Annotated in this window: 10 protein-coding genes and 5 pseudogenes; 9 read left to right on the top strand and 6 right to left on the bottom strand. The window is 59.2% G+C overall.

The genetic code is table 11. The features are described from left to right. The first annotated feature begins 6 nt into the window (after positions 1-6). Complete coding sequence (locus CIT31_RS28800; protein ID WP_095521310.1) at positions 7-1,005, top strand: glycine betaine ABC transporter substrate-binding protein; 999 nt, start codon at positions 7-9, stop codon at positions 1,003-1,005. 195 nt (positions 1,006-1,200) lie between these two features. On the opposite strand, the pseudogene CIT31_RS35505 reads toward CIT31_RS28800, so the two are convergent. After that, positions 1,201-1,491: pseudogene (locus CIT31_RS35505) on the bottom strand (transposase); the annotation flags it as partial. A gap of 372 nt (positions 1,492-1,863) precedes the next feature. On the opposite strand from CIT31_RS35505, the gene CIT31_RS28810 reads away from it, so the two are divergent. The 3 genes from CIT31_RS28810 (at position 1,864) to CIT31_RS35515 (ending at position 4,107) form a co-directional block, all read left to right on the top strand. Continuing rightward, positions 1,864-2,709, top strand: a complete 846-nt coding sequence (locus tag CIT31_RS28810; protein ID WP_133116222.1) for a cupin domain-containing protein — start codon at positions 1,864-1,866, stop codon at positions 2,707-2,709. Between the two features lie 383 nt (positions 2,710-3,092). Next, a complete protein-coding gene (locus tag CIT31_RS35510) occupies positions 3,093-3,602 on the top strand; it encodes a LysR family transcriptional regulator (RefSeq protein ID WP_245316499.1) in 510 nt (169 codons plus the stop codon). Continuing rightward, on the top strand, positions 3,502-4,107 hold the full coding sequence (locus CIT31_RS35515; protein ID WP_245316520.1) for a LysR substrate-binding domain-containing protein: 606 nt from the start codon (positions 3,502-3,504) through the stop codon (positions 4,105-4,107). The genes CIT31_RS35510 and CIT31_RS35515 overlap by 101 nt, the downstream gene beginning before the upstream one ends. Before the next feature lie 185 nt (positions 4,108-4,292). Here the strand turns inward: CIT31_RS35515 and CIT31_RS35520 are convergent. From CIT31_RS35520 to CIT31_RS28850, 4 genes and pseudogenes are all read right to left on the bottom strand, one after another. Continuing rightward, a pseudogene (locus tag CIT31_RS35520) lies at positions 4,293-5,089 on the bottom strand (transposase); the annotation flags it as partial. 43 nt (positions 5,090-5,132) lie between these two features. Next, positions 5,133-5,614, bottom strand: a pseudogene (locus tag CIT31_RS28835) (IS630 family transposase); the annotation flags it as partial. Between the two features lie 86 nt (positions 5,615-5,700). Further along, positions 5,701-6,960 (bottom strand): group II intron reverse transcriptase/maturase, encoded by a 1,260-nt coding sequence (ltrA, locus tag CIT31_RS28840; RefSeq protein ID WP_095521316.1) that lies wholly within the window; start codon positions 6,958-6,960, stop codon positions 5,701-5,703. Between the two features lie 538 nt (positions 6,961-7,498). Then, positions 7,499-7,959: pseudogene (locus tag CIT31_RS28850) on the bottom strand (helix-turn-helix domain-containing protein); the annotation flags it as partial. A gap of 579 nt (positions 7,960-8,538) precedes the next feature. Between CIT31_RS28850 and CIT31_RS28855 the strand changes: the two are divergent. From CIT31_RS28855 to CIT31_RS35525, 4 genes and pseudogenes are all read left to right on the top strand, one after another. Then, positions 8,539-9,426, top strand: coding sequence for an ABC transporter permease (locus CIT31_RS28855; RefSeq protein WP_095521317.1), 888 nt, complete (start codon positions 8,539-8,541; stop codon positions 9,424-9,426). Continuing rightward, positions 9,419-10,489 carry a quaternary amine ABC transporter ATP-binding protein gene (locus tag CIT31_RS28860; RefSeq protein ID WP_095521501.1) on the top strand — a complete coding sequence of 357 codons (1,071 nt, stop codon included), beginning with the start codon at positions 9,419-9,421 and terminating at the stop codon, positions 10,487-10,489. Before CIT31_RS28855 ends, CIT31_RS28860 begins: the two co-directional genes overlap by 8 nt. Before the next feature lie 780 nt (positions 10,490-11,269). Further along, on the top strand, positions 11,270-14,743 hold the full coding sequence (pyc, locus tag CIT31_RS28865) for a pyruvate carboxylase (protein WP_095521318.1): 3,474 nt from the start codon (positions 11,270-11,272) through the stop codon (positions 14,741-14,743). A 46-nt stretch (positions 14,744-14,789) separates the two neighbouring features. Further along, positions 14,790-15,161, top strand: a pseudogene (locus tag CIT31_RS35525) (autoinducer binding domain-containing protein); the annotation flags it as partial. Here the strand turns inward: CIT31_RS35525 and CIT31_RS28875 are convergent. Next, a complete protein-coding gene (locus CIT31_RS28875) occupies positions 15,092-15,733 on the bottom strand; it encodes an SOS response-associated peptidase family protein (protein ID WP_095521320.1) in 642 nt (213 codons plus the stop codon). The pseudogene CIT31_RS35525 and the gene CIT31_RS28875 sit on opposite strands and share 70 nt — an antisense overlap. Before the next feature lie 259 nt (positions 15,734-15,992). On the opposite strand from CIT31_RS28875, the gene CIT31_RS28880 reads away from it, so the two are divergent. Next, positions 15,993-17,189, top strand: coding sequence for a DUF932 domain-containing protein (locus CIT31_RS28880; RefSeq protein ID WP_095521321.1), 1,197 nt, complete (start codon positions 15,993-15,995; stop codon positions 17,187-17,189). Positions 17,190-17,206 lie beyond the last annotated feature (17 nt).

The following is a 17,206-nucleotide window of genomic DNA, read 5'->3' on the forward strand; positions in this document are numbered from 1 at the left end:
CTTGGCATGACTAAATTCTTGTACGCCGCTGCCGTTGCGATGGCGCCATTTATGGCTGGTAGCGCTGCGCATGCAGCCTGCGGCGACATCACCGTCGCAGCCTTCAGCTGGCAATCAGCAGAAGTCAACGCCTATGTGGATCAATTCATTCTTAACAATGGGTATGGTTGCAACGTTTCGGTGGTTGCGGGCGACACAGTTCCGACGATCACTTCGATGATTGAGCGGGGGCAGCCCGATATTGCGCCTGCTGTGTCGCCTTCCGCGATCGGCGCAGTATATTCTAAGGGTGCTGACGAGGGGAGGATCAGCCGGATCGGTATCGCGATCAGTGACGGGTCCGTGTCCGGCTGGTTTATTCCGAAGTACACCGCCGACGCCCACCCCGACATCAAGACTATCGAGGACGCTTTGAAGCATCCGGAGCTGTTTCCGGCTCCCGAAAATCCATCGAAGGGCGGGATCATTCAGGGCCCACAAGGCCGAGGTTCCACAATAGTCACCGGGCAATTGTTCAAAGCCTTCAAAGCTGGCGAGAAGGGTTTCGAACTCGTTTCGAGCGGTTCCGCCGCTGCTCTCGAGGGGGCCATCACAAGGGCCTACGAGCGCAAGCAGGGCTATATAGCTTATCACTGGGTTCCGACATCCCTCCTCGCGAAGTATCCCATGGTACGCCTCCAGGGTCCCGAGCACGACGCGGACGAATGGACGCGCTGCACGACCAAGCAGGACTGCCCCGATCCGAAGCCGAACTACTGGAAGCCTGCTGAAGAGGTCACGACGGCGTCGTCACGGTTCTTGGCCCGCGACGACGTCGAACCGGCGAAGGAATACTTTGCTAAGCGCAGCTGGACGCAGGCCGAAGTCGGCCAGGTCATGTTGTGGATGACGGAAAACCAGGCGAACGGTCAGAATGGCGCCCGGTGGTTTATCGAACACATGCCAGAAGTCTGGACCAAATGGGTTCCTGCAGACGTTGCAGAGAAAGTCAAGGCCGCTCTCTGAGTCCTGCCGTGATGAATGGTGGCTCCGCGTTTGGGGCCACCATAGGCCGTAGGCGCACCCGAATCTCACAGATCTCCTTGATCCGCTGCTTCAATCCGGCCTGCTCGCCGGGCCTGCACTTGTAGAGGGAGTGGTCGATCCGCAGGGCTTCGCATCACTTGCGAATCGACACCTTCCAGGCCGCCCGCATCTGATCGACAAGCTGGCGCCGACGGGCCGGCCTCAGAGCTTTTTGCAGCACATCCTGCAACATCGCCTTGTCCGGCGACAGGTCGGCTACGATCCGCTTCAGCTTGGCGTTCCCCTCCTCGAACTGGCGCAGCCGCTTCACCTCGGACGATATCAGACCGGCATAGCGCTTGCGCCAATTGCAGAACGTCGCCTCGGATATCCCGAACTTCCGGCAGACCTCGCCGACCGCCGTTCCGTCCTCACCAGCTTCAAAACGAAGGCGATCTGCGCCTCCGAGAACTTCGATTCCTTCATGAGGCATCCTCCTCGGTCCAATTGAGGGATCACAAGTGAAAAATTCCAACCAAAAACGCTCCGATTCAGCGGGGGGCACGTCAGACAAACCAAGCGTGCTGCGGCTTCGAAAGCTCGAGTGCGTTCCAATGAAGCGCTTAACGGGTGTATCGTTCCAAATATCTAGCCCAATTTCTTCTAGGCCTAGCATTTAAGAAAACTCGTGCTTTGCATAGCGCTTCGACCAACTACATTCGTTTGCGAAGAAATCGCATCTCTCTCTCCCTCCCGCAGTAACGCGATAGAGAAGCAAATGACAATCAGTCCAATCGAGCTTCAAGAACACAATCAAGTGTCAAATTGACAGTGGGCCCGAAACATGGTGGATAAAGTATGGCGACAGAACTTAACGACGAAGTTGCAAGGGGATATACTACGGCGCATTTCGTGCACACTTCTGGCCAAGACAATGTGGCGCCAAAATTCTGGCACGGCATCAAGGTAAGTTATGAGGAATTGGAGGCCGAAGCACAACGCCTCATTTCCATCAAGAAACAGAGTGCCGTTCGTCGGTCGTTCATTGTACATCCTCAATCGAAGACCAATACGCTCACCCCGGGCATTCGAGCGGCGATCGAAGTCACCATGCCGGGTGAGGCGGTCGAACTAACGCAGAAGAACAGTTCCAGCGTTGGACTTTCGATTGCAGGGACCGTTAGTGCGCGCATAGATGGCGCGGAACTTCGGATCGACAAGTACGATGTCTGGTCGGTTCCCAACATGGCCAAAGTGATCTACATCAACGAGGGCAGCGAACCTCACGTTCGGTTGACATTCAGCGACTCTCCTCTCTTCGAGTTCCTGCATGCGCTTTATCTGTCCGACGGCGAAATGGCACCCGCAACACCGGGCGATCGTCAGCGTGATCCAATGGCCGATTTCATCCATCGTCTTCCGACCGGCGGCAGCGCGATAAAAACTTACCATGCTTTCATCGATCCCGAGGCGGTAGAACAATCCGCATGCCTCTGGAAATGGGAGGAAGTCAAAGATTTCCTAAACAAAATCGAGAAGGATACTCCTGACCTGCGGGCAGCCATCATCGGATTGTTATGGAATCCGGCGACGGGGCGTACGAACGGATCAACCAATACGCTGACAGCATGTATGAACGGAGGAGTCGTCCAAATTGGACAGGCCCAAAGTGGAACATGGCGCGGCCCCATCGTCACAATGTAGCCGCCCTCAATTATGGGATCGTCGGCCAATGGAGAACGATCGTCGAGGGTAAGGAAATCTTTGGGGGCCGGGCGATTTGGTACTCACGGCGCCCGCTTGGGCGGTCCATTCTAACGGCAGGATGGATCGCGAAGCCTACACCTTCACAGTCCACGACAACGCACTCCTCGGCGCGCTCAATGCAACCATAATGCAAGAGTATCTGCACAAACCCCCGTTGCACCTTGGGGCTCGTCCGGGATTCCGCGCGTAGGTCCTGAGGCGCATACTTCAAGAGCAGGTAAATGCCTGGGGTAACGCATTTTCTGACTCCGGCTGGAAACCCCAGGCCTTGCCTCAACCGAAATTTGTGAAATATTAGACCCAGAAAATCTGGGGCTCCGATGTCAAGCAGCGTGCCGGTCCGAAACGTGCTTCGCCTGAACGCGCTGAGGGCATTCGAGGCGGCAGCCCGTCTCGGCGGTTTTTCACCGGCCGCAGATGAGCTGTCCGTCACAGCGGGCGCTATCGCGGCGCAGATCAAAGCCCTTGAAGGCGAGTATGGCGCCCCGTTGTTCGAACGCCATGCGAAAGGTGTACGCCTCACTCCGCTCGGCCTGAGAGTCAGCAAAAAATTCACGCTAGCATTCGACGCGCTCGAATCCGCGGCGCGCGATTTAAGANCGCCTCACTCCGCTCGGCCTGAGAGTCAGCAAAAAATTCACGCTAGCATTCGACGCGCTCGAATCCGCGGCGCGCGATTTAAGACAGCAAGCTACGCCCCAGAGGGTTCACATCGTTACTTCCCCTGCACTGGCCCAACTTTGGCTCGAACCTCGACTCGGTGCAATCGCGGAGATGGCAGGGCCCGTCGATATATCTGTAACCGCTGCAGACGAACCCCCGAACCTTAAGAGGAGCCCGTTCGATATTTGTCTTTTTTACACTGAAAATCTCGAGAAAACCCAAAGTAGACTGTTTAACGAGGAGATAGAGCCGGTCTGCACGCCTGCTATCGCGAAAACGCTGCACGAACCGCTCGATCTTATGCATGTGCGCTGTATTCCCGACGTAGTGTGGACTGATTGGTCGATTTGGGCAGCTGCGAAGATGCCGGGGGGAGTTTTCACCCCCGATGGTCCGGCATTCTCTCTTTATTCCGTTGCAGTGCGACAAGCGCTGAATGGCGTAGGCGTTCTAATTGGTCGGAAAAGTCTGTTGCGGGAGCATCTTGCGACTGGTGCGCTGGTTGCACCGTTCAATGCACCGACTCCTTTAGGCCTCACGCTTGCTACATGGATGCTGCCCGAGAGCCGTTCCAACTCCGTCGTCAAGGCCGTGGCAGACGCTCTTCAAGCGATGGCTTTGACTCCGAAAACCTTGGAACATCAACCATCGCCAAAATCACGATGCAGTTGACTTGTTCCGTAGCCGCCATATATCCGCGGCCAATTCTAGCAAATCAATTGGCATCCGACTGGCCTGGCTGCGCCTTTCAACTCCGATCATCCGGCCTCGGATTGAACGTGCAAAGGGATGTCGGTAGTGTAAAACTTGATTAAGTTATTTTGAAACTCCCTCGTGTCACGTTCTCGTTCGTCGGCCATCAGCGGACAGCCGCGACGCTCGGCAATCGCATCCAGCTCCCGCGTCACAGGCTCGCCGGAGATCGAGTTGTCAGCCACTGTCGCCAGGCATTCCCGGGTGAGTTCATCGATGAGCACAGAATGCCAAAGCGCGCCTATCAGCCAGAGGTCGGAGGCAAAGTCGAGCCTCCAGCGCTGGTTCGTATCTTGTGGGATCGTCATCGGCGTGCGCGTTCCCAGAGCCCGCTTGCGGCCGCGCCGCTTCCTTACGTCAGCCGTTCCTCGCGGTAGAAGCGATGGAGCTTCTCACACTTGACCTCGATGCCTCGCGCTTCAGCAAAAGGTGCAGATGGCGATGGCCGAAGCGTCGGCGTTGTGATGCCAGTTCCTTCACCTTCAGTCTCCCACCTGGTTCGGCATCATCCAGCCGCGTCGACCGATAACGGTAGACCCGCGGATCAATACCCACCAGTACGGGGGCTCGGTGCTGCGAACAGCCCTTCTCTTCCGTAGCCCAGCTCACGGCGTTCCTCGGCGACCCGGGCGTCAGGAGCCTTTTTTTAAAGCAGGTCGCGCAGAGTCGACACGTCCATTATCGACTCCGCCAGAAGCTTCGTCAGCTTTGCGTTCTCTTCCTCAAGCGTCTTCAGCCGCCTGGCCTCTGACATTTCCATGCCGCCATGCTTCTGGCGCCAATTGTAAAACGTCGCATCCGAGATGCCGTCCATGCGACACATCCCAGCGGCGGACAGTTCCGCCTGATGGTTCTTCAAGATGCCGATGTTCTGTTCGTCCGTGAACCTCGATCGTTTCATCGCCCGACTCTTTTTCAACGGAACAGGCTAGAGCACGTCCTGTTTAATCCGGTTCATATCCTGCGGCCTTAAAGTAGTTTGCGCATTCGGCTGGCGTGAAGAGGTCGAGAAGCGGACCGACGGCGTCCCACAAAGCCTTGATGGTTCTCTCGGCCTTTGCTCGCAACAACGCCTTGAGCTTGGAGAAGGCGTTCTCGATTGGGTTGAAGTCGGGACTGTAGGGCGGCAGGTAGAGCAGGCTCGCGCCTGCGGCCTCGATCGCGTCGCGCACGCCGGCGGCCTTGTGGGCGGGCAGGTTGTCCATGACGACGACGTCGCCCTCCGACAATGTCGGGACCAGCACCTGCTCGAGATAGGCCACGAATACGTTGCCGTTCATAGCGCAGTCGTAGACGAAGGGCGCTGTCATGCCCGTCAGCCGCAGCGCTCCGGTGAAGGTCGTGGTCTTCCAGTGGCCATGCGGCATGCCGGCCGGCAGCGCTCGCCGCGCGGCGCTCTTCCACGCAGGCGGGCCATCTTTGTGGAGAGGCCGGGGTGAGTAGGCCGGAGGAATTTCACCTGCCGGCCTCTCGCAGAACGGTGCGTGAACCTCTCGATTCACACCGCTCCCATCAGGCAAACGTATTCGTTCCGAACGCCTTCCTGTGCACAAACAGTCCTGGATTTTCCCGCGCCAGCTTTCTCACGAAGAGGCTGGCACGCGTCTTATGAGACTGAAAGCGCTTGAACTTACGCATGATCCACGCCCTGAGCTTCCGGTTGACGTAATCAGCCAGAGTGGACAGGGCCGAACGGCTGTAACGGCCGTAATAGGCTATCCATCCCCGAAGGAGTGGATTGAGCTGTTGGGCAATTTCAGCCAGCGTCCCCGGCGTTTGCCGCGGGATGTTCAAGCTTTTGATCGTGGCTCGCATCGACTTCATTGCCGTTGGGCTGGCCGCAGGCGTGTAGCCACAGAAGAACTCATCTCGCTGTGTGTTCGCCACGCGTCGCGGTCGGAACTGATACCCGAGGAAGTCGAACACGACATTCGGGTATTCCCCTCTGCGCCTTTGGTCTTTGCAATAGACGATCTTGGTCTTTGTCGGATGCATTTGGAGCCCGCATGCTACCAGTCGAGCACCAAGCTCCGCCTTGAGGGCTTCTGCCTGCTGCTCATTCCGGCAATGCACAAGGCCATCGTCCGCGTATCGACACCATGGCAGGTCAGGGTGTGTCCGCGTCATCCACAGATCAAATGCATAGTGCATGAAGAGATTCGACAAGATCGGGCTGACAACGCCCCCTTGCGGGGTACCTCGTGTGCGCTCGACTACTTCTCCGTTCTTCTCCATCGGCGCTGCCAGCCATCTTTCGATGTAGAGCAGAGCCCACTTGCATGCGACGTGTTTCCTGACCGCCTTCAGCAGGAGATCGTGCGGAAGATTGTCAAACAGCCCTTTGATGTCGAATTCCAGAACCCAGTCATACTTCCAGCACCGCTGCCGCGTCACCCCCACGGCATCCAGAGCCGATTTTCCCGGCCTGTAGCCGTAGGAGTCTGGAAGAAAGAGGGAATCCAAATCCGGCTCAATCATCTGCTTGACCACCATCTGCGCGATCCGATCGCTGACGGTGGGCACACCCAAAACCCTTTCGCCCCCAGTCTTCTTCGGAATGGAGACAGCGCGAACCGGCGGTGGGAAGTACGTCCCTGAGGACATCCGATTCCAGACCTTGTAGAGGTTTACTGCAAGGTCCTTTTCGAACATCTCCAGGGTCTGCCCGTCCACCCCGGCTGCGCCATGGTTGGCTTTGACCGCTTTGTAAGCTTCGTACACTTGACGTTTCTCTATTCGAAACGGCTTGTCTGTCGTACTTTCCGAAGTCATCCTGTTTCCAGTTGTTCCAAACAATACGACGGCCTGATCCGCCCCCTTTGCTCTGACCCCATTATAGGGTCCTCGACGCTCATACGGGGCGGTCCGCCCCAGTCTCCTGCATCGGTACTCTCGCCTTGCGATTTGCTCCGCTTGAGCTTCTCCCTTTGCATCAGGAGCCTGGTTCCTGCAGTTCCGCGTGAAAGCCTATGTCCAACTCACGCCCCCTCTACGCCGGTCGCCGCCCGCCCGGTCATCAGGCGTCTGGCGGACTTGTTCCAGGATGACGAAACGGTCCTGGTTTCGACGACACTTACGTTCATAACGACGCGTCCTCGGAGGGTTCACTTTCGTTCGTCTTTTGGACATGCACCTGCTCGGGTCTCGCCCGAACGTTTCATCCGACGCTCACTACCACGGCTCTTTACCGCAGCAGCTCGGACTGGTTTGGGACCTGCCCCTGAAAGCCGATCCCGGAGGGCCGTCCTCCATCATTCACGCAGCTTCACGTTACGGGGTTAGCTCATACTGAACTCCTTCCGTGCCTCTGCAGCACACTCTCGTCGATGAACACGAGCTTCGCCGGATCGAGATCGAGCTGGCCGTCGAACCAGTCCCGGCGCCGCTTCAGGACGTCGGGGCGATCCTGCTCCAGTGCGTGCGCGGACTTTTTTTGAATGTCCAGCCGTGGCCGCGAAGCCAGGCGCTCAAGGCGCTGCGGCTGATCCGCACCGAATGCTCGGCGCTGAGCCGCTCCACCATCTCGTTCAGCGTGATGTCCTTGCGCTCCTCGATCAGCCCGACGATGAAGGCTTCATGCGCATCGAGGCAGGAGGCGCGGCGGCGGCCCTGCGGGCGTGGCGCCAGTTCGCCGATCTTCGCCCGCGCAATCCAGCGGATCGCGCTGGACACTCCCACGCCGAACCGCGCCGCCGCTTGCCGCGCCGACATGCCCTCGTCCGAAGCCTTCAAGACCCGCGACCGAAGATCCCCGCTCAATGCTCTTCCCATCGTCCACCTCCATCGAGGTGGATGTTGAATCAGCACAAAACGCAGCCGTCACATCACAATCGATTCATCGATCACAGGACGTGCTCTAACCTCGAAGCGACGACTTTCCAGGGGAGCAGGTCAGGATAGAAAGGTTGTCGCATCGAGCCCCCTCACGGTCAGGACGGGTAGTACTGAACTCATATGAATCAAATTTATATCAGCCTCCGTTTTTTCCACCTACAGGCCGGAGATCACAACGGGTATCTTGGCAAGCTGTGAAGTTTTGATGCCGGTTCGGGAGTCGGCACAATGCAGCGATCACATGAAATTGGCATCGAGAAAACAAGCGTAATAGAGAGGAACTTGATATGGCTAAATTCTTGTACGCCGCTGCCGTTGCGATGGCGCCGTTCATGGCCAGTAGCGCTGCGCATGCGGCCTGCGGCGACATCACGAATTTTCTGTAGCAAGCGATTCCGCAATCCTTGCCAACAACCCGGCCCCTGGCCGGAAATTACGCATCAAAACGGTTGCAACAATTTGACGATCGAAACCAGTCAAGGTTGCTGATGGTGCGAGTTCATCAAGGTAAAAGATATGGACTGGTTTTTTAAATTTCCTCAATTGAGCCCTGAACTACTCCTCGCCGTCACACGCACCGTCGACGGTTCTCTCAGGACTCTCACGCGGGCTTATGGCGACAGCATCGAGGCCTTCTTCAAGCCTCTCTTTTACTTTCTCGTGTTCATCGAGAATATGATGTCCAACGCTCCCTGGCCGATCGTCGTGTTCGCAATGGCAGGTATCGCATGGATCGTCGCGCGGAATTGGGTCGCCGTAGCCGCTGTTATCGGCACATTGCTGCTGATCGGGCTCTTAGGTTTATGGCTTGACACGATGAAGACTATTTCTCTTGTCCTTTCATCAACGCTCTTTGCGATTGCCATAGGAATACCGCTCGGAATCGTAATGAACCGCTTCAAAAATGTGGCTGGAGTCATGCGGGCTGTCCTCGACGTGATGCAGACAATGCCACCCTTCGTCTACCTCATTCCGGTTGTAATGCTGCTTGGGATCGGCCGCGTGCCGGGCTTCATCGCTGTTGTGATCTACGCAATTCCTCCGATCATCCGACTTACCGATCTCGGCATACGCCTAGTCGAAAAGGAAGTTCTGGAGGCAGCCGACGCCTATGGCTGTTCGCGATGGCAGAAACTCTGGAAGGTTCAGATGCCGCTTGCCATGCCAACCATAATGGCCGGTATCAACCAGACGATCATGATGGCGCTCGCAATGGTGGTCATTGCCTCAATGATTGGCGTCCAAGGGCTTGGCCTCAACGTGTTGCAAGCGATCGCCAATCAGTACTTCACGCAAGGTATATTTAGCGGGTTTGCAATAGTGGGTATCGCGATCATATTCGACCGCATCAGCCAGGCCTACGGCCGCCGCTTGCAAAAACATCGGGGTGCCGGACGTGACTAAGAGCGACGCATCCATCGAGATCCGCGATCTCTACAAGATATTTGGTAATGCTCCAAAGCACTACGTCGAAGCCGTGCGCAACGGACTCTCAAAAGCCGATCTTGCGAATAAGCACGGACATATCCTTGGGTTGAACAACATCAACATCGTAATCCCTGCAGGAAAGATACAAGTCATCATGGGATTGTCGGGCTCCGGCAAGTCCACATTGATCCGTCACATCAACCGTCTCATCGAGCCGACAGCGGGCTCGATCGTGATCGACGGGCGCGATATCCTCGGTATGTCCGAATTGGAACTGCGAGAGTTCCGACGTAACCGGACGGCGATGGTTTTCCAGAATTTCGCCTTGTTGCCGCACAGGACCGTCATCGACAATGTGACGTTCGGCCTCGAGGTCCGGGGCTTCGATAAAGCCAGAAGCCGGGAGACCGGCATGAGGTGGATCGACCGAGTCGGCCTTTTGGGCTTTGAAAACCGCTATCCAGACGAGTTATCGGGTGGCATGAAGCAGCGAGTTGGTCTCGCGCGCGCACTCAGTAGCGATGCATCGATCCTCATGATGGACGAGGCGTATTCGGCTCTGGATCCTCTGATCCGAACCGACATGCAGACCATGCTGCTAGATCTTCAGATGGAGTTGAAGAAGACAATTGTCTTCATCACCCATGACCTCGACGAGGCGCTACGACTGGGCGACCGCATAGTTATCCTGCGTGATGGGACCATCGTTCAGCAGGGGGACGGCCAGGACATTCTTTTGCGCCCGGCAGATGACTACATCCAAAGATTTGTCAAGGACGTCAATAGAGGGCGCTTCATCAAGGTCGAGGCGGTCATGGATGAAGCTCCCCGGGCCGATAGCACTTCACTGCCAAGATTAAAGGTAAGCACAACGCTCGAGGTCGCGGCTAAGGAACTGACGAACTCCCCGTACGATGAAGCAATTGTTGTCGACGTGGTTGGTAAGCCCATGGGGCTGGTGTCCCTTCGCCAGATCACCGCGGCTTTGTCAGCAACGGGAGAGACAGATCGTAAGAAAGTAGAGCTAACTTTGAAATGACGTAATGTATCCCTCAATGCCATCCTTCAAGGCGCGCGTATCGCTCCAGCATGGAGGACGATGTCCCGCTTCGGTGCCGCCAACAATGTCACTCAGGTATCCTCATGCCACCTGTCATCATTTCAGGCGCGACTGAGGAGATGCCCGCCATCCAGGAGACCCATTGCGGCGACAACGCGCTTCGACACCGAGAAGGAGGCGCTTCAACTCGCGAACACTGCCAATATTGGCTCGCCGGCTCCGTCGGCGGGCGAAGCAGATGGTCGGGCGATAAACGCTGGGCCACCGATGCCTTGAGCGCCGCCTGACCTTCCGTTGGTGTGCTGAAGGGAGTGCATTCGAAAGTCCGTGTCGTTCACGCCGGACGAGCACTGAGTGAGACAGCCGCAGGAGAAGGTGAATGCAGATGTGATCCCAGAGCTTAGTTGACGTATCGTCTGTCGCGTCGGCAGGCCGTGGACCTCGGTTTCGGCGGCAAGCTAGCCATTCATCCGCGCCAGATCGCACCTCTCTGGAGGCTTCGCTCCTTCCGCCGCTGAGATCGATTGGGTCAGGCGCATCCTTGCGAGCGCCGATGGTGCCGTCGCGCTCGACGGCGTCATGATAGACGAGCCGGTTCGGCTTAAAGACAAGAGCGTTGTGAAACGTCCGCGGCTGCAATCGTCAAGTCAGTGGCCCGGGATGCGGGTGCCACTCTCGAATCGGAGCGTGAACATGGCTGCAGATGGTCAGTTGCTAAACGACACAGGCGTCGGCGGGGCAGATCAGGCAACGAGTAAAATGTCAGCATTCTCAGCGAAAATAAGAAAGATCCTCGTCGCTAATCGTTCGGAAATCGCAATCCGCGTCTTCCGGGCCGCCAACGAGCTCGGAATCGAAACGGTCGCGATCTGGGCGGAAGAGGACAAATATTCGCTACACCGGTTCAAGGCCGACGAGAGCTATCAGGTCGGGCGCGGCCCACATCTTTCGAAGGACATGGGGCCGATCGAAAGCTACCTGTCGATCGAGGAGGTGATCCGCGTCGCCAAGCTGTCCGGCGCCGACGCGATCCATCCCGGCTATGGACTGCTGTCCGAGAGTCCGGAATTCGCCGACGCCTGCGCCGAAAACGGCATCGTCTTCATCGGCCCGAAGCCGGAGACGATGCGCAGGCTCGGCAACAAGGTCGCCGCGCGCAATCTGGCCATCGAGATCGGCGTGCCGGTGATCCCCGCCACCGATCCGCTGCCCGACGACATGGAGGTTGTGAAGAGGCTGGCGCTCGAGGTCGGCTATCCGCTGATGCTGAAGGCCTCGTGGGGCGGCGGCGGGCGGGGCATGCGCGTCATCCGCACCGAAGCCGAGCTCGCCAAGGAAGTCACCGAAGGCAAGCGCGAAGCCAAGGCCGCCTTCGGCAAGGACGAGGTCTATCTCGAGAAGCTGATCGAGCGGGCCCGCCATGTCGAGGTGCAGATCCTTGGCGACACGCATGGCAACGCGGTGCATCTGTTCGAGCGCGACTGCTCGATCCAGCGGCGCAACCAGAAGGTCGTCGAGCGCGCGCCGGCACCGTATCTTTCGAGCGAGCTGCGCGAGGAACTCTGTGGCTATGCACTGAGGATCGCCGACGCCACCGCCTATATCGGCGCCGGCACGGTCGAGTTCCTGCAGGACGCCGACACCGGCAAGTTCTATTTCATCGAGGTCAATCCGCGCATCCAGGTCGAGCATACGGTCACCGAGCAGGTGACCGGCATCGACATCGTCAAGGCGCAGATCCACATCCTCGAAGGCGAAGCGATACGCACGCCGGAATCGGGCGTGCCGTCCCAGGAGCACATCCGTCTCAACGGTCACGCGCTGCAGTGCCGCATCACCACCGAGGATCCGGAGCAGAACTTCATCCCCGACTACGGGCGCATCACCGCCTATCGTGGCGCTACCGGCTTCGGCATACGGCTGGACGGCGGCACGGCCTATTCGGGCGCTGTCATCACCCGCTTCTACGATCCGCTGCTGGAAAAGGTCACCGCCTGGGCGCCGACGCCGGACGAGGCGCGGCTGAGGATGGACCGCGCGCTACGCGAGTTCCGTATCCGTGGTGTTGCCACCAATCTGACCTTCCTCGAAGCGATCATCAATCACCCCAGCTTCAAGGACAACTCCTACACCACGCGCTTCATCGACACGACGCCGGAACTCTTCGCCGCCGTGAAGCGGCAGGACCGCGCCACCAAGCTGCTGAACTACCTCGCCGACGTATCGGTGAACGGCCATCCCGAGACGCGCGGCCGGCCGATGCCGAAGGCGGATCCGGCGGCTCCGCGTGTGCCCATCATCGGCGGTGAGATCTCTCTCGGCACGAAGCAGCTGCTCGACCAGCTCGGCCCCGAGAAGTTCGCGCAGTGGATGCGCGACCAACGCCAGGTGCTGGTCACCGACACGACGATGCGTGACGGCCATCAATCGTTGCTGGCGACTCGCATGCGCACTTTTGACATAACGGCGGTGGCCGGCACCTATGCGCGCGCACTGCCGCAGCTTCTGTCGCTCGAATGCTGGGGCGGAGCGACCTTCGACGTCGCCATGCGCTTTCTGACGGAAGACCCGTGGGAACGGCTGGCTAGGGTGCGGCAGGCCGCGCCGAACATCCTGCTGCAGATGCTGCTCAGGGGCGCAAACGGCGTCGGTTACACAAACTATCCCGACAACGTCGTCCAGCACTTCGTCAAACAGGCGGCTGCCGGCGGCATCGACCTCTTCCGCGTCTTCGATTGCCTGAACTGGGTGGAGAACATGCGCGTCGCGATGGACGCGGTGCGCGCCGAGAACAAGTTGTGCGAGGCGACCATCTGCTACACCGGCGACATCCTCGACCAGGCGCGAGCGAAATACGATCTAAAATACTACACCGCTCTCGCTCGCGAACTGGAAGCGGCCGGAGCGCACATCATCGCGCTGAAGGACATGGCAGGCCTGCTCAAGCCGGCGGCCGCGCGCGTGCTGTTCAAAGCGCTGCGTCAGGAGACCGGCCTGCCGATCCACTTCCACACGCACGACACTTCGGGCATCGCCGCCGCCACGGTGCTGGCAGCGGTGGAGGCGGGTGTCGATGCGGTGGATGCGGCGATGGACGCCTTCTCCGGCAACACCTCGCAGCCCTGCCTCGGCTCGATCGTGGAGGCTCTGAAAGGCTCCGAACGCGACACCGGCCTCGACGCTGCCTGGATCAGGAAGATCAGCTTCTACTGGGAGGCCGTGCGCAACCAGTACGCCGCCTTCGAGAGCGACCTGAAAGGCCCGGCTTCGGAGGTGTATCTGCACGAAATGCCGGGCGGCCAGTTCACCAACTTGAAGGAGCAGGCGCGCTCTCTCGGCTTGGAGACGCGCTGGCACGAGGTAGCGCAGGCCTATCATGACGTGAACCTGATGTTCGGCGATATCGTTAAGGTGACGCCTTCCTCCAAGGTGGTTGGCGATATGGCGCTGATGATGGTCAGTCAGGACCTGACCGTGGCCGACGTCGAGAACCCAGCCAAGGATATCGCCTTCCCGGATTCAGTCGTCTCAATGCTGCGCGGCGATCTCGGCCAGTCGCCCGGCGGCTGGCCGGAAGCGATCCAGAAGAAGGCGCTGAAGGGCGAGAAGCCGATCACCGCGCGCCCCGGTTCGCTGCTGAAAGACGCCGACCTCGGAAAGAGCCGCAAGGACGCCGAGGAGAAAACCGGGCGCGCGCTCTCGGAATTCGAGTTCGCCTCCTACCTGATGTATCCGAAGGTTTTTTCCGACTTCGCCGCCGCTCAGGAAACCTACGGCCCCGTCTCGGTGCTGCCGACGCCGACCTATTTCTACGGCATGAAGGCGGAGGACGAGATCCTGGTCGACATCGAGCAGGGCAAGACGCTGGTGATCCGCTGCCTCGCTATCGGCGACCGCGACGACAAGGGCATGGTTACCGTCTTCTTCGAGCTCAACGGCCAGCCGCGCCGCGTCAAGGTGCCGGACCGCGTGCACGGCGCCGCGAACGGCAAGGCCCGTCGCAAGGCCGAACCGGGCAACGAGGCCCATGTCGGCGCGCCGATGCCAGGCGTGATCTCGACACTGTCGGTCAAAGCCGGCCAGTCGGTCAGCGCCGGCGACGTATTGTTATCGATCGAGGCGATGAAGATGGAGACCGCGCTTCACGCCGAGCGCGACGGCACGATCGCCGAGGTGCTGGTCGCGACCGGCGACCAGATCGACGCCAAGGACCTGCTGATGGTGATGCAATAGCAATAAGGTAGAAGAACCTTGTGATTGACCGAACTTAGAGACCGCTATGCAGACTTGGTTCCAGCGATTGATTGACCTGACCTCGGCGTCCTCCTCTGAGGCATCGCTGAAAGCGGCTCTATCAGGACTGGTTCGCGAACTTGGCTTCGACTGTTATGCCTATCTCAATGTCCAACCCGTCCGAACCTACGCCGTGTCCAACTATCCCGCGGAGTGGCAGGCTCGCTACCTATCTCGTAGATACACGCACATCGACCCAGTCGTTGCATCAGCGCGGGCAAGATTGGAAGCCTTCACGTGGGAGGCAGGTAGTCAAAGACAGGCGACCTCAAAGGCGGTGAGGGTCTTCTACAAGGAAGCGGGCGACTTCGGCATCCGCTCAGGCATCAGCATCCCGGTCAGAACCCCGTTCGGACACATGTCGATGCTCACGCTAGCGTCGAGCCGCCCGTCCCTTTCGCTAGAAACGGACATCGACCTGGTCACCGCGGCCACCGCTGTGGCGGGACGCAGGACCACGACCTGACGGTCATGATAAGGCGCGATATCTGCGCCAGGTTCGGTGGTTAGCATGGCGAAGGCCGGGCTGGAGCCATCTCCGCCTTCGCGCCATATGCCGGCGATCGCCATGAATGGCGCATCGTTCAGCGTGAACCGATGTTTTGCTTTCGGGTATTTCTTGCCAGTGAACTCGAAGAAGGCCGATGCGGGAATGAGGCATCGGTTGCTCTTGTCGAAATGCCTTCCGTCTGACCGGTAGTTGAAGACCGGGCCACCCTTCGGATTCGATGGTGGGAAGCTGAAATTCATGGGCACCAATTCAATGCCATTGCCGGCGGCGCGCATCACCGGCGCCGTGTCATTGATGCGGATATCGTCGCTTTCCGGCAGATCGAGTTCGGTCTGTTGCGTCGGGATGCCAAGCTCAAGCGCCTGCATCATCTGGACGTATTCGACCCATTTCACATGCTGTTCGTAGGCATTGCACATGCCGCGCACTCTATCGCGAAACGCAAATGAGTCGAGATGGGCGTCCCTTGGGGCCGGGCTCTCGGCTGGCGCTGAAGCCCCGCTCTGCGGGTCTTCACCCTTCAGGCTTCCATCCCTGACGCGGCACGGCGCTGACAGCGCGTAGCCCCCTCCTCTCAGTGTCGGTCTTGCGCATCGCGAGAGTGAGAGGACGGTCTGCAGGGCCATGACGGTGAAGGGCTGGGAGAGAGGCTTCCGGCGCCCGTTATGGAGAACTCTCATGAACAATTCAGTGACTATCGATGCCGGCCGCGACGCACCCATTGGCTACAAAGTGGATGCGAGCCGCGGCGAGCGCATCGGCCGCGTGTCCTCGGAATGGTTCAACCGTCCGGCTGATGAGCGCTACCTGTCCCTGTCCGAGTTGATGGCTTCAGTGCAGGGGCGGTCCGAGTGCAGCCGGACCCGTACCGTCGAGAGCGCGGCGATCCGGGTCGAAGCCAGCCGCGACGATGCCGAGCGGCTTGCCCTGATGCTTCCGGGTACGGATAGACCGGTTGCCCCGACACATTGGAGCTTTGGCCAACTGGCCGGCATCGTAGGCGCCCCGGCGACCTATTTGCGCCAGCTTCCGGCTCCGCTCGCCGGCATCAACCTGCAATACGGCTTGGCCGCGCACCGCGCCGAGCAGGTCAAGACGCTCGAGGTCGAGAACGGCCGGGTCGAACTCCGCGCCGTCACCGGCCCGGACTATGGCCGCATCTATGATCACGAACTGGTTGCCGCCGTACAGAAGATTGCCGGCAATGGCACCGGCGACACGCGCTGGAAGATCCCCGGTGTGCTCGACTGGTCCACCGGCATCTACAATCCCCGTGTCGACATCACCTCGGACACCACCACGCTCTATGCGTCGGATCGCGATGTGTTCCTCTTCCTGGTCGATGATCTCAATCCGATCGAGGCTGGCCGGCTGCCGGACGGATCGCCCGATCTATATTTCCGGGGCTTCTACTGCTGGAATTCGGAGGTCGGGGCGAAGACGCTTGGCATTGCGAGCTTCTATCTCCGCGCCGTATGCCAGAACCGCAATTTGTGGGGCGTCGAGGATTTCGAGGAGATCACCATCCGCCACTCCAAATATGCCGCCTCACGCTTCGCACACCAGGCAGAGCCGGCGCTGACGCGGTTCGCCAATTCCTCGCCAATGCCGTTCGTCAACGGCATCCGGGCGGCGCGCGAAAAGATCGTCGCCCGAAGCGATGACGATCGCGCGGAGTTCCTGCGCAAGCGTGGCTTTTCCAAAGCCGACACGGCGAAGATCATCGAGACTGTGCTCGCCGAGGAAGGTCGCAAGCCCGCGAGCGTCTTCGACTTCGTGCAGGGCATCACCGCCGTCGCGCGGGACAAGCCGCACCAGGACGCCCGGCTCGAGCTTGAGGGCAAGGCCAAGAAGTTGCTCGACCGGGCCGCCTGATTTCAGCAAAGCCGGCG

The organism is Mesorhizobium wenxiniae, assembly GCF_002284535.1.
Lineage (GTDB): Bacteria > Pseudomonadota > Alphaproteobacteria > Rhizobiales > Rhizobiaceae > Mesorhizobium > Mesorhizobium wenxiniae.

What these genes read in the sequence shown, in the direction of transcription:
- CIT31_RS28880 (WP_095521321.1), top strand. Translation starts at nt 15,993, where the DNA reads ATGAACAATTCAGTGACTATCGATGCCGGCCGCGACGCACCCATTGGC.
- CIT31_RS28855 (WP_095521317.1), top strand. Translation starts at nt 8,539, where the DNA reads ATGGACTGGTTTTTTAAATTTCCTCAATTGAGCCCTGAACTACTCCTC.
- ltrA (WP_095521316.1), bottom strand. Translation starts at nt 6,960, where the DNA reads ATGACTTCGGAAAGTACGACAGACAAGCCGTTTCGAATAGAGAAACGT.
- CIT31_RS28875 (WP_095521320.1), bottom strand. Translation starts at nt 15,733, where the DNA reads ATGTGCAATGCCTACGAACAGCATGTGAAATGGGTCGAATACGTCCAG.
- CIT31_RS28810 (WP_133116222.1), top strand. Translation starts at nt 1,864, where the DNA reads ATGGCGACAGAACTTAACGACGAAGTTGCAAGGGGATATACTACGGCG.
- pyc (WP_095521318.1), top strand. Translation starts at nt 11,270, where the DNA reads ATGTCAGCATTCTCAGCGAAAATAAGAAAGATCCTCGTCGCTAATCGT.
- CIT31_RS28800 (WP_095521310.1), top strand. Translation starts at nt 7, where the DNA reads ATGACTAAATTCTTGTACGCCGCTGCCGTTGCGATGGCGCCATTTATG.